This window comes from Paenibacillus amylolyticus (assembly GCF_003719335.1).
Lineage (GTDB): Bacteria > Bacillota > Bacilli > Paenibacillales > Paenibacillaceae > Paenibacillus > Paenibacillus amylolyticus_D.
In genome coordinates this window covers 272572-288058 of the sequence record NZ_RIAS01000004.1, presented here as the reverse complement: position 1 = coordinate 288058, position 15487 = coordinate 272572, and the positions used below count along the sequence as shown (strand labels likewise).

Sequence of the window (15487 nt, the reverse complement as noted above, 5' to 3'; positions counted from 1 at the left end):
AATATTAATATATAAAGTTAACGATAACTTAATTTATTCAAATATGATTTTTTACGGATGAAGGAGTGCTCTGGATGACTCATAAGATGGTTCAGCTTCAAACTGAAATTGCGGAGCATTGGAAAAGCAAAATTATGCCGTTCTGGTCTAAGTTAAAAGATGAAATTCATGGTGGATTCTATGGCTGGGTTGGCAGCGATCTGCAGGTGGATCAAGAAGCACCCAAAGGCGGAATCGCTACAGCACGGCAGCTTTGGTCTTTTTCCGCAGCCTACCGGGTAACCGGTGAGGAGATCTGGCGGGAGCACGCTGAACATGCCTATCGTTTTCTCGCTGATCACGTGATGGACAGAGAGCACGGTGGGATGTACTGGATGGTGGATGCCATCGGTGAACCGCTGGATTCGAGCAAACATGTGTATACTCAGTCTTTTGGCGTATACGCGCTCAGCGAATACTATCGCGCAACCCGTGATGCTTCTGCGCTGGACTTAGCGAAAACGCTTTTTGCGATGATTGAGAGCAAAGGTTACAACACAGAAGCGCCTGCTTACAGAGAGCAATTTGACCGATTTTGGAATGAACAACCGAATGAAATGTTGAGTGAAAACGGGGTCATTGCGGATTACACGATGAATACGCATATCCATGTGCTGGAGGCCTACACCACCCTATACAAGGTGTGGCCGGACCCGCAAGTGAAGGCAGCGCTTGAGCGCCTGCTTGGAATTCTGTATGAACGGGTGTATGACAAGAACACCAAGTTCCTCGGGGTATTTTTCAACAAAAGGTGGGAGTCCATCATTGATCTGCGCTCATTTGGACATGACATCGAGGCCAGCTGGCTGATCGACGAAGCCCTCAAGGTGTTGGGGCTTGAAGATCATCCGCAGTATGCCGCCATGGTTACAGATATCGCATACAACATTTTGAATGTAGCTGTGCAGCCGGATGGTTCACTCATGAATGAACAGGAAGGCAAGCATGTAGATACCACTCGCATCTGGTGGGTTCAGGCGGAAGCGATGGTTGGTTTCTATAACGCCTATCAGCGCACTGGGGATTCTAGATTTCTGGAAACGGTCGAACAGTTGTGGAATTATACGCAGAAGCACATCGTGGATTACCGGCCAGGCGGTGAGTGGTACTGGGCTGTGGACGAAAACGGCACACCTGATCAGCATGAAATGGCCGGCCCGTGGAAATGTCCGTACCATAACAGCCGTTTTTGCATTGAACTCATGGAGAGGATGGGATAAGCATGATACACCCGAAATATAGAACGTTACTGGAACAGCAGGAGCAGCTTTTGTCACGAAAAAATGAGGTTGACTCTTCCTTCTACAATGGCATATACCAGCGTTATCAATATCCGGTCATTACACGCCATCATGTTCCGCTGCACTGGAGATTCGATCTCAATAAGAACTCGAACCCACATTTCATGGAGCGTCTGGGTATTAACGCAACCCTCAACCCGGGCGCTATCTACTTTAAAGGCAAATACATCATCGTTGTACGTACCGAAGGACTGGATCGAAAATCATTCTTTGCCCTTGCCGAGAGTGACAATGGCATTGACGGATTCCGCTTCACCCGCAAACCGCTCGTCTGGGACGATATCGATGCAGAGGAGACCAATCAATATGACATGCGCTTGGTTCAGCATGAGGATGGCTGGATCTATGGCATCTATTGTTCGGAACGCAAAGACCCTGAGGCTCCTGCCTTCGACACCTCCAGCGCTATTGCACAGGCAGGGCTTGTCCGTACACGTGACCTGATTCGTTGGGAACGCCTCCCGAATATTTCAACAAACTCCCCGCAACAGCGGAATGTGGTGTTGCATCCCGAGTTTGTGGGTGGCCAATATGCTTTTTACACGCGTCCACAGGATGGCTTCATCTCTACAGGCAGCGGCGGCGGAATCGCCTTTGGTCTGTGCGAGGATATTCTGAATCCGGTTATTCACGAAGAGATCATTATAGATGAACGGAAATACCATACGGTGTATGAGGTGAAAAATGGTCAGGGCCCTGCCCCGATCAAAACAGACCGTGGCTGGATTCATATTGCCCACGGCGTGCGGAACACCGCAGCAGGTCTTAGGTACGTACTGTACACCTTCGCCACCGATCTGCATGATCCGGCACGCATCATTGCCAAGCCGGGCGGCCACTTCATTGCCCCTTATGATGACGAGCGCGTGGGCGATGTATCCAATGTTATTTTTTGCAACGGTGCAGTGGTTAATGAGAAGGGTGAAGTCTTTATCTACTATGCATCCAGTGATACACGCTGTCATGTCGCCACAACCACGCTAGAGCAACTGGTAGACTACACGTTTAATACCCCTGCTGATCCTTATCGCTCCCTTGACTGCGCCAGCCAGCGGGGACACCTGATTGAGCAGAACGAACGTTTATTGCAAAAACAATGAAACGAACATCGGCTGATCCATCTTGACTAACCCTGCGGGACTCGCGAAAAATAGTGATGCGACATCTGGAATCGCTTTATTCCGGTTGGGTTAAGATGTATACTAAAATGGATTGTTATTATGTTGAAAGAAGCGCTCACCATAATGACATCACATTGTATTTAAGCCGGCTTGAAGGAGGCGACCAAAGCTGAAGAACAATATCACCATGCGGGATATCGCCGACAGGCTCGGGGTCAGCAGTGTGACCGTCTCGAAAGCGTTGAATGACAAAGAGGGTGTCAGTGGGGAATTAAAAGAAAAGATTAAACAACTTGCCGTTCAGATGGGTTATCGTTTTAACGCGACAGCCCGTTCTATGAAGGAAGGCTTAACTCATAATATTGGCGTAATTATCCCGGAGCGGTTCACCGGGCCTACGCAATCGTTCTATGTACGCGTGTTCCAGCGCATCACCAAACATCTTGAGGAACAGGGGTATTACGGTATTCTTCATATTCTGAACAGTGAGGACGAAGAAGAGCTATCATTGCCCAAACTGTACAGCGACAGCAAGGTCGACGGCTTCATTGTGCTGGGTCAGATCAGCAAGGAATATATTGAATTGGTGCAGTCGATGGACGTACCTAAGATGTTCCTCGATTTCTACGATGAACATTCCGATATCGATTCCGTTGTGACGGACAACTTCTATGCCGCGTATGAAATGACAAACTATCTGATCCAGCAGGGACACCGCAGCATCGCTTATGTAGGTAATCTGTATTCCACAAGCAGCATTCAGGATCGTTTTCTAGGTTATTATAAATCTTTGCTTGAGCACCGCATGCCTATGAACCCGGATTGGGTGCTTAATGATCGGGATGAACGAGGCACGTTTATCGAGATCGATCTACCAGAACAGCTTCCCACCGCATTTGTCTGCAACTGCGATCAGGTCGCTCATCTACTCGTGCAGAAGTTGACTTCGCTGGGTATTCAAGTGCCGGCTCAATGCTCTGTCGTTGGGTTCGACAATGATATTTACGCTATGCTATCGGAACCCAAGCTCACCACGGTTGAAGTGGATATCGAACAGATGGCACGGACGGCTGTTCAATCCATGCTCAAAAAGATGGATGACCCTAGCCGTAGCTTCGGCCGTGTCCATGTAAAGGGCAATATCATCTATCGCGAATCGGTGAGTCCTGCATCAGAGGCCCCGTCTCAAGTAACGAAAACGATGCAAAAACAATAAAACAGAAAATAACTAAACATAAAGCCTTTAAACCACAAACAGCAGATTGAAGGCATTTAGACCTGAGGAAATAACATTTTACAAGTAACATTAAAAAACAAGCGACCCAGCAAGAAGTGCAGGGTCGCTTGTTTTTTAACTTATTTTATATCGTACGGAGCGCTTAACTTAGTAACTCGTCTTCAGCCAATTGTCTTTAGACCAAGTTAACTTTCCGGCGCCTGCACCATTAGAACTTGTTAGACGTGCATTCAACGTAGACGGATCATCTGTCTGATAGCTGTATGGAAGGGAAGTAAAGCCGTTCCACGAGAACGGTTTGATTGCAGCTGGAACGGGTGCAAGCGGACTGCCCGCAGTATCACTGTTGCCACGGAAGGAACTTCCATCCAGAGAGTACATCGTATCGAGCACGCTGATTTTACCGGTGTACGTGGCGTTGGTCGGATCTGTCTGATTGTTGCGTACAGGGTACTGCACATCCTTGATTACTGATTTTTCGACCAGCACAGCGCCACTTTCGGTGGAGATAGCTCCATTGCTGGTAATACCGAATTTGTAACCTTTGGAAGCGATGGCTGTTGCCATAGCGCTAGTAATACGTGACTGAGCTGAACGGGCATCGGCAGCATCCATGATGATGTTATAGGCATGGGCATTACCGCCACGCAGACGAGGCATGCGATCCTGGATGTCTTTATACAGGTTATGATGCAGGGTGATCGACAAATTAGCGTTAGCCGACTCCAGACTGGTCGCACCGACGAGGTGCCCCTTTTTCTGCGGGCCGGAGATGGCAATGACGTCTTGTTTACTTAGACCGACCGCACTGCTTCGCAAGTAGTTATACATGGGATAGGAAGCTTTGTTTGCTTCCAGTTCATTGATCTGGCGGGTGACCCAGCTGTTCGCACTGCCGTCATCCCCTTTGAAGGTAGACCAGGAGATGGTTACACCGCTGGTTCCTTTTTTCGAATCGACGAGTCCGTCATACGCTTTGTTAAACGTGCAGTGATCGATCCACACACCGCTGCTGTCCTCCAGGGTAATGTAGTCCCAGTCGTTTTTGTCATAGTCCCCTTTGGTGGATTCATCCCACTCCCACAGCTCATCGAATTCCAGGTTGCGAATGATCACATTGGAGCTTCGTTTCACCGTGATGGCAGCGTGTTTGATCTTGGAGCCATTCGCCGAGAAAATGGTGAGTCCATTAAAGCCGTCCACCGTAATTTTGCTGACCCCCGTCTGCTTCAATACCGGATGTGTCAGTGCATCGTTATGCTTCGCAAAAGGTGAAGTCTGTGCCGCGCTAGGAATCTCGTTCCACCCTAAGTCGAGGTCGTTCATAATCTCAACGACTTTGACACCGGAGTTCTTTTTCAGAGCCAGCGCCAGGTCGGTGGCATTATACACTTTTTTATACGTGGACGTGTTCGACTCACTGATGATTCCGCCACCTGTGTTCCCTTGGGAGAAACCGGCCAGATTGTAATCTGCATTGCCCGCTGCCTGCACACTTGCAGGTCCGGATAATAAGGTGAACCCTAGCGTGAGAGCCAGAGCCGTGCTGCATAAACTTCGTACTGTTTTTTTCATCGAATCGATTCCTCCCGATAGTATAATGTTGAATGGTGAGCTGTCCTGCCTGTCCCTCTGCGTCATGTCATGTCGCAAGTGACATATTCACAATGTACTTGTCGAAAACGATTACAACAATAATCCTGATTTCACATCCCTGTGAGAATGGCGGACAGGAGGCAAATGGTACCCGAAACAACCTGGCATCGTATCAAGTTAACTTGTATAACGGGGTATGAGTGAGGAATGGGAAATCCACGGAGAGAATAACACGTGTGCAGATAAATGAAATAAAAAAGACAGGACCGCATCTAATGCAGACCTGCCCGATTTTACTTTTTGATTGAACGTGTCCAGAAACCGCCATGGAACTGTTTGGGCTCAACGGTAATGACAAAAGCTTTGGGATCGAGACCAAGAATGGTCTGGTAGAGTAACTTCTGGTTTTTGCGTTTCGCCAAAATCTCCATGACCAGCCGATCTCCGTCTCGTCCACTACCGACCCATGAGGTTACACCGTACCCTTTATCGCGCAAAGCGTTTGCCAGCCCTCCGTCCATCTGGTTGCAGATCACTTTCACGGTAACGTAACCTAGCGCAATCTTTTCCTCAATCCATGCTCCGAGCAGTACTCCAAGTCCATATCCCACTGCGTATACGATAAGCGCTTCTGGCTGTTTCAAATAGTTAAGCACCAGATTCAAGCCCAGCACATAGATCACAATCTCACCCATACTGATCAGGGCAGCGATGTATTTCTGTCCTTTGAGCGTTAAGATCATGCGAAGCGTGTAGGCCGATACATATACAATCTGAATCAAAAAGATAAATAACAGAATTTTAAGCAAAGACGATCCCTCTTTCCTAGACCTTTTTGAATAATCAGGCCCTTTGTTACGTGCTGCAAGGCGAACACTTATACCTTATTGGGAATGCATTTAACAGCTTTGGCTCATGTAGTCCATCATATTCCTCTATCTCCATCATTGGACGTTATGTCCTCTTCCTAAACGGCTTCATGTAAATTTTCAGTCATCGATCTAGGGCGTGTCTGAAAGCGCTGAAGGAAGAAGATTTTGCCAATCTTCGTTCCAAGCCAGAAAGTTTACCGCAGGCGTGCCGGAGCACGTCAAGGGAAAGTGACGCAGCAGGGGGCGAAAAGGCGGTAAAAGATGCACTTCAGAGGATTTCAAGACACGCCCTAGTCCGGATATTCCGGAACTGCCATTATAAAACGGTTTGTATCCATGTTCAACCCGGCGAAGTCCCCAGGGGCGTAATAACCGCAGCGTGAATATGATGTATGAATCAAATTGGATATAGGTAGAGTCCATATCCATATGCAGCAAAATATAACCTTAATTGAAAGCACACCATAGACGTGATGTAGGCTTTTAGGAAATGGAGATGCCTTTGGCGGATACAGGACGGATTAACTTTGAAGGAGGAGTATGCCGTGCAGATCTGGCGTGAAATGGAACGTGAAGGCATGGAAGAGCTGTTTTTTTGCCACGACCCCTCCAGCGGACTTAAAGCAGTCGTTGCCATTCATAATACTGCCCTGGGTCCGGCTTTAGGGGGATGCCGCTGCTGGACTTATGCATCCGAAGAAGAAGCCGTCCGTGATGCGGTAAAGCTGGCCAAAGGCATGACCTACAAAAATGCCATGGCAGGTCTGCCTTATGGCGGCGGCAAGGCTGTTGTCTGGAATGTGGTTGGCGATTCGGAGCAGATGACGACGGGGGAACGGATCGGAGAAGTGCTCATCGTGGAGCCCGCGAAGGGCAATATAATTGATGCGGCGCTGAAGGATCCGGCAAAGGGGGGAACACTTGGCGTGACACCAGTAGACGCGTCATTGGACGGTACACTTGACCAAGTGCAGGCAGATCCAGCGAAGAATGAAGAAATTCGTGCGTCCCAGTTTCGAGCACTGGGGCGGTTTCTGGAGCGACTACACGGTCGCTTCGTGACAGGTTTGGATCTGGGCACGACGGCGGCAGACATGGACCAGATCCGGGTGGAGACGGCATATGTGACGGATACCACAGGTTCCCTTGGCGCACAGGATGACTTCACTGCCGACATGACCGCCTATGGCGTGTACACCGGCATTGTCACCTCTCTGCGTCACCAGGGCGTAGCCGATCTGCAGGGCATTCCCGTTGCCGTCCAGGGACTGGGCAAGGTCGGGTATGCCCTGTGCCGTTACCTGCATGCAGCCGGGGCACGGCTGATCGTGGCAGACGTTGTACCGGAACGTGTACAACGCGCCCTTGTGCAGTTCAGCGGCGCCATTTCGGCCGATCCGGCCCGTATTCACGCCGCTGACTGCAAGGTGTTCGCCCCCTGTGCCCTAGGGGGCGTGATCACCCCGGCGACCGTGGAGGAGCTTCGCTGCTCCATTGTCGCCGGGGCGGCCAACAACCAGCTGAGTGAACGACAGCTGGTTGCTGGCCGCATGCAGGCGCGCGGCATTCTGTACGCGCCTGACTACGTGCTGAGCGCAGGCGGCATTATTAGCACCGCCTGCGAACTGCAAGGAGCTGGGCCTGACCTGATCCGCCAGAAAGTGGCGGGGATTGCAGGCACGCTCAGTAAGGTATTCGCAGAGGCTGCGCAATCTGGAATCTTCACAGCAGATGCAGCCGACCGCCTGGCCGAGGTCATTCTCGAATCAGGACAGACTGACCCCACCCAGTAAGTTACACTTAAAACATCTCTAACTTTCATGGATGAGGTGAGTACTGTTTCAGCATTATATTCGGAGCCTTGCAGAGCTCTTTATTCTAAAAAGTTCCCCACCTGCTCTCACACTTACATCTACTTCTACATCTACATCTACATCTACTTCTACTTCTACTTCTACTTCTACATCTGCATTTACACTAACATCTGCACCACCAGTTAGTTGTCTCCATACTCTAACGATCACAGGAAACGTTAATTGGCCTATTTTGCATGTTGCACCAGGCTAACGATCACCAGACACGCTATTTAGCAAAATTCACCTCTTTTTCGGGCTAAAACACCCTCTTTTGCAGAAATAAGCTTCCTGGTGATCGTTAGAATTCCTGAGCGCCACTTTTCGCCCAAATAAGCTCATCTGAGATCGTTAGAATCACAACACACCTTTGTCTCTACTGCACACTGGCTTACTTGTTTGGGTTACTTATCCAATCTACTGCAATGTGAGTTACTCACTATACCTAATTCACCTAATTCATTCACTATTTTCGCATTGTTTGCTTTGTTTGCTTTGTTTGCTTTATTCTCTTCATTTCTTCATTTTCATTTACTTCATACACTTTATTTTAAGCTACCCTATCTAACCCCTGCGCTTCTTCCCATGACTGGCAACCCTTCTTATGTAACAGAGCCCCGCGCGCGGGTAGTTGCAAGCCGCTCACGGGGCGAAAATAAATAACCACTTACTCACTCTTGCTTAGACTCACTATATAGAATTACACGACTTAAGCCAGGAGCCAGTTAAACCAGGTTAAACACTCCAGAAAGGTACCTTGGCAGACTCCAGCTCAAACGACCACAGACGACTTGACCGCTGGTTTCTTCACCCGATACAACAGCGTCCACAGCAGCACATTCGCCACAATCAAGATCACACCGTACATCCAGACACCTCCGGAGAAGGAGCGGAAAAAGACATGAGCGCCCCACAGTAAAGCGAATACAGGTAAAGCAGCGAAAATATACCAGCCGTCACTTTGCTGGGCCACACTGAACGATTGGGAGAACGGTGGCTTTTGCAGCATAAACTTGCCGGATACCGGGATCAGCGCCGTAGCTGTGAGCAGAATAATCGCAATATCTGGTAAAATCCGAAGTCCAAATGTCCATGTGAACACAACCGCATTTAGCAGAAATACGGGTATGAATATATTGCTTAGAAATGCCTTCAGGGCGCCTCGATATAATACATTTTCATTAGCCATTGGCGCGGCGCGAAAGATCCATGATGCCTTGTACTGACCAGAATATTTCAGCATGATTACGATGGTTACCAAAAGAACCAGCATAATATATAAGGTGTACATAAATGAACTTTGCCTGAATTCCGTCCAGGTCGACGATTGTAAAGCGGTATACCAAAAGATATAAGGCATTACTAATGAAAAGCCTAGCGAAGGGTATACTTTAAGCTTGAATTCCCGCTCATTACGCATCATGCTGGCTGACAGACGAAAGCAGGCTTGTTCTTCGGCAGAGCGACTGAACAGCTTGGCAACCATGCGATCCCACTTTCCCCGGCAGCGATCTGAGGTTTGTCCGGAATGAGCCATTTTTTCTAAATACAGCTCGAAGGATGGCATAAGCTTCACATATACGATCAGGCATATCACCGGAACAACAACAGCAATCGCTGTTAACGTGTAGATCCACACACCGCCATGACCTGCGAATAACCAATCGTATGCAGCAGCATACCATAGCGGCGGTAACAGCAGTTGCCACCATTCCGGCGTAAAAGCTACTTTAAAATCAATAATATCAAAGGAACGAACGACAAACTGATATCCAATTGCGATCCCCACGGAAAGCAGAATCTGCACCATATTAATCATGTCTTTCAGCTTCTCCCCATCCAGAAACTTCATCATGAACAGATAGATGAGGGATGTGGTTACGAGGATCAGAATACTGATCAGAATAATCTGTAACAGAAAGAGTAGAAAGAAACCAATCCCGTGCGTAACAAGCCCGGCAATCAGCGGCGCAGCCGTCACTGAACCTGTCAGCAGCACCAGATAGACCCCCGCATGAATAGCTCGGGCCATCCCCACGGTACGCGCATTGACAGGTTTGGTCAAAATAATATTTCTATCCCGGATGTCGAGAAGCACGGATGAAAAATCCGAAATCATCGACGTCATAATCATAAACATAAGCACGCCAAACAGAATACCCATCTGAAGCATGAATTGTCCTGTATTCCAGACGACAAAGGGGACCATGATTGCTCCCATCAAGGCATACAGCCAGAGAGAGCGAACATACTGGTTACCTTCTTTGTTCTCCTTACTCTTTGACCTTCCGGCCATAATCGTAGGCACTCTGCGCTGATCCATCTGGAACTTCACCCGTAAAATAAGGCGCAGCACATCATAATCAGCACCCGTCTTGGCGATGATCGGCCGAAAACGATCCAGAATTTGGAGCGTACGAAAATCGGAGGGTTCCGCCATATTAGTTCACCTCCTGCACAATCGAAACAAAGCGCTCAGCAATCGCCTTATGTTCATTAAAGCCTGTCAATTGATTAAACACTTCCTCCAGTGACCCTTCCATCGATTGCTGCTGAAGCTGCTTGAACGTCCCATCTGCCACGACACGACCCTCGGCAATCAATACAATCCGGCTACTGATCTTCTCCACCACATCCATAATGTGTGACGAATAGAAGATCGTTGTGCCTTTCGCGGACAGCTGTGACAAAATCTCTTTCACCACCATCACACTGTTGGCATCCAGCCCGCTGAGCGGTTCATCCAAGAACAGCAGATCAGGATCATGTAGCAGTGCCGAGATTAACAGCACTTTCTGACGCATCCCTTTGGAGAAGGAGGCAATGCGGGAATGATATGATTTTTCCAGTCCAAAACAATCCATCAACAGCCTTGCTTTATAGTCCGCATCTTCATAAGACAAGCCATATAACTCTCCCGTAAACGTTAAATACTCCGCCGGAGTTAATTGTTCATACAGTTCTGCCACTTCCGGTACATACCCGATTCTACGCTTATATTCCACATCGCCGTCAGCGATATCCTGTCCAAAAATACGAACGTTCCCCACATACCCTTCCACTAATCCAAGCAAAATCTTCACTGTTGTACTTTTGCCAGCTCCATTGGGCCCGATGTATCCGATCATCTCCCCCCGATTCACTTCCAGATCGATGCCGTTTAATACATAACGCCCGTTATACCGCATACGTAAGCCTTCAATTGACAGCACTTGTTCTCTAGTCGTTTCCGATCTCATTTGTTCACCAGCCAATTCGTTATCCAGCTCCTTGTCTATACTATTTTCTACAATTCTACTAGTTTACCACAGTTTGGATTAAAGAAACTATGAACAACACTATGAAGTACGACAAAAAGACGCTTCACTCGAAGCGTCTTCCCGTCTGATACGATCAGCCTAAGCTATATAAACCCGTCAAACGGTGGTCGGAGTCGAAAATCATTCCTATACTCCCCCGCAATTTAACAATTAATCCTCGTCATCAAAATCCTGATCAAACGACAACACTTTACCTGTGTTCGCATCGATATCAACGTCTGCCTCACCTTGAGCTGTTCTCAGCTCAATCTCATAGACATAACGACCATTATCACGGTCCAGTTCAACCTTGGTTACTTTGCCACCAGTCACTTGTTTCAGTGCAATGTTGGAAGCTTGTGCAACCGTCAATTTAACCTCATTGGAAGCAGACGCACTCGAAGAGTTACCTGTTCCATTTTCCCGATAATCATCATCGTCATCGTAGTCGTCATCATTAACAACTGCCAAAACCTTACCCGTATAAGCATCCAACCTAACAGTCACATCCGGTTTACCTTTTCGGTCGATCTCAACTTCATAGAACGTTTGACCGTTTCTACGCTCCAGATCCACATCATCCACTTTACCTTCCACTGCTTTCAGCGCTATGGATTTAGCTTGGGATACGGTCAGCAGCTTACCTGTGTTGTTCTGGTTCACACTCGTGGATTGTGTCACTGAGGCTGGTGCGGATTGTGTAGTTTCAGATTGTACTTTTGGCGCCGGTTGCCCGTTCATATTGCCGCTAGCTGCAACAGCTGATCCACCAAGCAACACCGCTGCGGACAAGCTGCCAATCCAAAGTTTATGTTTGTTCATCATCATCATTCATCTCCTCGTTATTGTTCTCGTTCTCGTCTACATATTTAGAATAACCTGGGCGAATGAGAGATTAGAGAGAGAAAGATTAGAATTTGATGAGAAAATGAGGAGAGTATTCTTATCCTTTTTCAGAAAATATTATAAATTGAACTGCAATGAGTGTTGACACGATTACTTCAATGTAAGAAATGTCCTTTCAGGCGATCATCACTTATCAATTCATAGATCCTTATAGAAATTCCTAATCGTCGTCCTTATCCCAAGTTACCGAACGTATGGCACCCGAAATCGCATTCACCTGTACCGTCGCCTCCCGGCCGTCTTCCAGATCGATCTCAACCAGGTAATACGGATTGCCACTGTTCGTGCCACGCAGCTCCACATCGTCCACTTCGCCGGGAACTCTCGCAAGTGCCTTCCGCTCGGCCTGCTTCTCACTTAGAAACTGTGGCTCTTTATCCGTTCCTCCCGTTGCCGATGGCGGAGGTGACTTGATCGCTTTGGACGAAACAATCTCGCCCGTATACGGATCAAGCGTCAGTTCTTGGCGGCTGTTATCCTTGGCTTTTACCACTGCGGTGAACACAGGACTGCCTTGCCGCTCAACCAGTTCCAGCGATACAAGCTGCTCCCCGGCTCTTTGCTTCAGCAACTCCGACTTCATCTGCTCACGGCTCCACAACGTCTTCTCTTCAGCCTGCGGACTCGACTCCAGACGTTTGATGGATTGAACAGCCGCCGTAAATGCATCGACCTGCACATCGTATAAACCTGTCTCCGAACGAAGCTGCATCAAATACGTACCGTCCTTCAGGGTAGAATGAATGATCTCTCCCGGGTATTGATTCAGCACAGATTGCGCGACTGTATCAGCAGATAACTGCTCACGAGCAGGTTCCCACGGTTTCCACCATATCACTGCTACGAGGAGCACTATGGCCAATGTTCCGGTCCCCAACCACAGTAACCTTCGTGATCCTTTCCCTGTATGACTTCTATTTAAATTTTTGTCTCCACGCCTATGCTCATGTTCGTTATCACTTCGTGTCATTTCAGGCTGCTGTTCCTGCTCTGCCATACGCACTTCCTCCTCACATTCTTCCATAACTTATCTGAGTATTCACGTTGAAACGCTATATACTAACCTTGTATGTCATCAGTATAGAAGAGAAGAATGAGAATTTCATGAGAGTGAGCTGCCTCGGCTGTCCGATTTGGATCGTGGTAAAATAATACATGCCTCCGTGCCAACCCCCTCGGTACTCGTTAGCTCAATCTGTGCCCCCACAGCGCTTGCCAGCTCCTTGGCCAGCGACAGTCCGAGACCAGACCCGCTGGCACTTCCGCTTCGGGTTCTGGAGACATCGACCTGGTAAAAACGGTCAAACACTTTCGCCAGATCCTCCTGCCGCATACCTATACCTGTATCCGCGATCCGTATCCGGCAGTGTTCGCTTTGGCTATCCAGTTTGACTTCAATGGCATCTTCACTATATTTGCGAGCATTATCCAGCAAAATAAACAGCAGCTGCTTGAGCTTGCTCTCATCGCTCATCGCCCAGAGGGGGCTTGAAGCGTCACACCGCACTTCTCGGTGATACGCTTCGCGGAATGCACGCGTAGAATCCTCGGCCAGCTTCGCAATATCTACGCGCTCTAGCTCTACATTCCATTGCTCCGGCTGTTTGGCCAGGAGCAACAGCTGCTCCGTCAACTCACGCATACGTACCGATTCCGACAGAATCGCTTCCACCGCTTCATCGAACACTTCAGGCCGCTCCTTCCCCCGGCGCTTGAGCAGACTGGCGTAACTCTCAATGATCGTCAGCGGTGTTTTTAGCTCATGTGACGCATCCGAGACAAAGCGCTCCTGCCGTTCGAAGTTCGACTCCAGCAGATCCATCATGCGATTGAACGTCTGGCCCATCGTGTTCAATTCGTCCTTTGAGGTTTCCTCCAGCGGCAACCGCTTAAAATGTCCACTCGCTTGAATATCACTCATCGTACGTGTCATTTGCTGAATCGGTCTTGTCATGCGGTTCGCCAAAATTCGGCTGGAGATCACCGCAGGAATCAGCGCAATAATGGTGACAATCACCAATACGGTGCGCAGGGTAACAAGCCCCTTCTCTGTTTCTGCCACACTCTGGGTAACCTGCAGGTTTACAACTTCTCCATCCGGCCAAATTAATGGCATGGAAACCCACACATAACCAACCTGATCCACCTGGAGATACGCGGCTTTTTTCTCATTTTCATACTGGTAAGACAATTTGCTGAGTTGTTCAGATGCTGCGGTTGTGGTCACAGGTGAACTGCTGCCGTCTTCATGTACAATGCGCAACATGCCATTCACGGGCGCATAAGCCCGAAGCAGATCATCCGGGGGAATCGAGCCAGCGGACTGACGCACTCCTGCGACGATCGATTCGGCTTCTGCTTCAATCCGGCGAATCTCATTATCAATGGATACTCGCTCAAATACGAAATAGACAGACAGATTCACCGCAATTAACAGCACAGCAAATAAAACCGACGAATATCCGTAGATTTTACTGCGCAAGCTCATGATTGCTCCTTCAGGACGTATCCTACGCCCCTTACGGTATGTATTAGAGGTAGCTTGAATCCGTTATCTACCTTCTTGCGCACATAACGGATATACACGTCCACCACATTGGTATCCCCATAATAATCGTATCCCCACACGGATTGTACGATCTGATCCCGGCTGAGCACCTGACGCTGATTGCGTAGGAGATACACCAGCAGATCAAACTCGCGAGGGGTAAGCTCTATGGCTTGTCCATCTCGAAAAACCTCGCGCGTCCCTTCATGCAGTTTCAAATCAGCAGCAGTTAACCACGCTGTGTCTGCTTCCCGCTGCTGACCTGCCGACTCCCGCACGGTTTCCTGCTTCGGGTCATGATTCAACGTCCTGGCAGAAGAAGCCGCAGCAAGCCGCAGCGCTGCACGAATTCGGGCAAGCAACTCCTCAATCTGAAAAGGCTTCGTGATATAGTCATTGGCGCCAAGATCCAGGCCCGACACTTTATCCTCCACTGAATCCTTCGCTGTCAGCATGAGGATTGGAATAGCTGCATCTCTGGCTCGGATTCGTCGCAAAACCTCGATGCCACTTAGACCAGGCAACATGATATCCAGTAAAATCAAATCCCATTGCCCCTCGCTATACTTTTCCAACCCTTCTGTTCCACTGCTTGCTTTCGTGACCTGATACCCTTCATACTGCAGCTCCAGTTCAAGCAATCGTGCAATTTTGGGCTCATCTTCAATGACCAGCACAGTCTCATTCATGCTGATTCCCCCTCACCCGTCATATC

Annotated in this window: 13 protein-coding genes; 4 read left to right on the top strand and 9 right to left on the bottom strand. The window is 48.7% G+C overall.

Features of this window, described 5'->3' with window-relative positions:
- The first annotated feature begins 74 nt into the window (after nt 1-74).
- From EC604_RS09955 to EC604_RS09945, 3 genes are all read left to right on the top strand, one after another.
- Nucleotides 75-1259, top strand: coding sequence for an AGE family epimerase/isomerase (locus tag EC604_RS09955; protein ID WP_240036764.1), 1185 nt, complete (start codon nt 75-77; stop codon nt 1257-1259).
- A 2-nt stretch (nt 1260-1261) separates the two neighbouring features.
- The gene (locus EC604_RS09950; RefSeq protein ID WP_123064020.1) at nt 1262-2440 is read left to right on the top strand and encodes a glycoside hydrolase family 130 protein; all 1179 of its coding nucleotides are present in this window, start codon (nt 1262-1264) and stop codon (nt 2438-2440) included.
- Between the two features lie 208 nt (nt 2441-2648).
- Complete coding sequence (locus tag EC604_RS09945) at nt 2649-3677, top strand: substrate-binding domain-containing protein (protein ID WP_123064019.1); 1029 nt, start codon at nt 2649-2651, stop codon at nt 3675-3677.
- Between the two features lie 168 nt (nt 3678-3845).
- Here the strand turns inward: EC604_RS09945 and EC604_RS09940 are convergent, their stop codons facing one another.
- Complete coding sequence (locus EC604_RS09940) at nt 3846-5273, bottom strand: hypothetical protein (RefSeq protein WP_123064018.1); 1428 nt, start codon at nt 5271-5273, stop codon at nt 3846-3848.
- Between the two features lie 314 nt (nt 5274-5587).
- On the bottom strand, nt 5588-6103 hold the full coding sequence (locus EC604_RS09935) for a DUF2179 domain-containing protein (RefSeq protein WP_123064017.1): 516 nt from the start codon (nt 6101-6103) through the stop codon (nt 5588-5590).
- Between the two features lie 590 nt (nt 6104-6693).
- Here EC604_RS09935 and EC604_RS30815 point away from each other — a divergent pair.
- Nucleotides 6694-7959 (top strand): Glu/Leu/Phe/Val dehydrogenase, encoded by a 1266-nt coding sequence (locus tag EC604_RS30815; protein WP_205127922.1) that lies wholly within the window; start codon nt 6694-6696, stop codon nt 7957-7959.
- A gap of 54 nt (nt 7960-8013) precedes the next feature.
- Here EC604_RS30815 and EC604_RS30255 read toward each other — a convergent pair whose 3' ends face one another.
- The 7 genes from EC604_RS30255 to EC604_RS09900 all read right to left on the bottom strand — a co-directional run bounded on the left by EC604_RS30255 (nt 8014) and on the right by EC604_RS09900 (nt 15461).
- Nucleotides 8014-8190 carry a hypothetical protein gene (locus tag EC604_RS30255; RefSeq protein ID WP_205127921.1) on the bottom strand — a complete coding sequence of 59 codons (177 nt, stop codon included), beginning with the start codon at nt 8188-8190 and terminating at the stop codon, nt 8014-8016.
- Between the two features lie 601 nt (nt 8191-8791).
- Nucleotides 8792-10459 carry a hypothetical protein gene (locus EC604_RS09925; protein ID WP_123064015.1) on the bottom strand — a complete coding sequence of 556 codons (1668 nt, stop codon included), beginning with the start codon at nt 10457-10459 and terminating at the stop codon, nt 8792-8794.
- Between the two features lies 1 nt (nt 10460).
- Nucleotides 10461-11258, bottom strand: a complete 798-nt coding sequence (locus EC604_RS09920) for an ABC transporter ATP-binding protein (RefSeq protein WP_123064178.1) — start codon at nt 11256-11258, stop codon at nt 10461-10463.
- Between the two features lie 231 nt (nt 11259-11489).
- A complete protein-coding gene (locus EC604_RS09915; protein WP_161556904.1) occupies nt 11490-12143 on the bottom strand; it encodes a PepSY domain-containing protein in 654 nt (217 codons plus the stop codon).
- A 241-nt stretch (nt 12144-12384) separates the two neighbouring features.
- Nucleotides 12385-13221, bottom strand: a complete 837-nt coding sequence (locus tag EC604_RS09910) for a PepSY domain-containing protein (protein ID WP_161556903.1) — start codon at nt 13219-13221, stop codon at nt 12385-12387.
- Between the two features lie 105 nt (nt 13222-13326).
- A complete protein-coding gene (locus EC604_RS09905; RefSeq protein WP_123064012.1) occupies nt 13327-14712 on the bottom strand; it encodes a sensor histidine kinase in 1386 nt (461 codons plus the stop codon).
- On the bottom strand, nt 14709-15461 hold the full coding sequence (locus EC604_RS09900; protein WP_123064011.1) for a response regulator transcription factor: 753 nt from the start codon (nt 15459-15461) through the stop codon (nt 14709-14711). The genes EC604_RS09905 and EC604_RS09900 overlap by 4 nt, the downstream gene beginning before the upstream one ends.
- Nucleotides 15462-15487 lie beyond the last annotated feature (26 nt).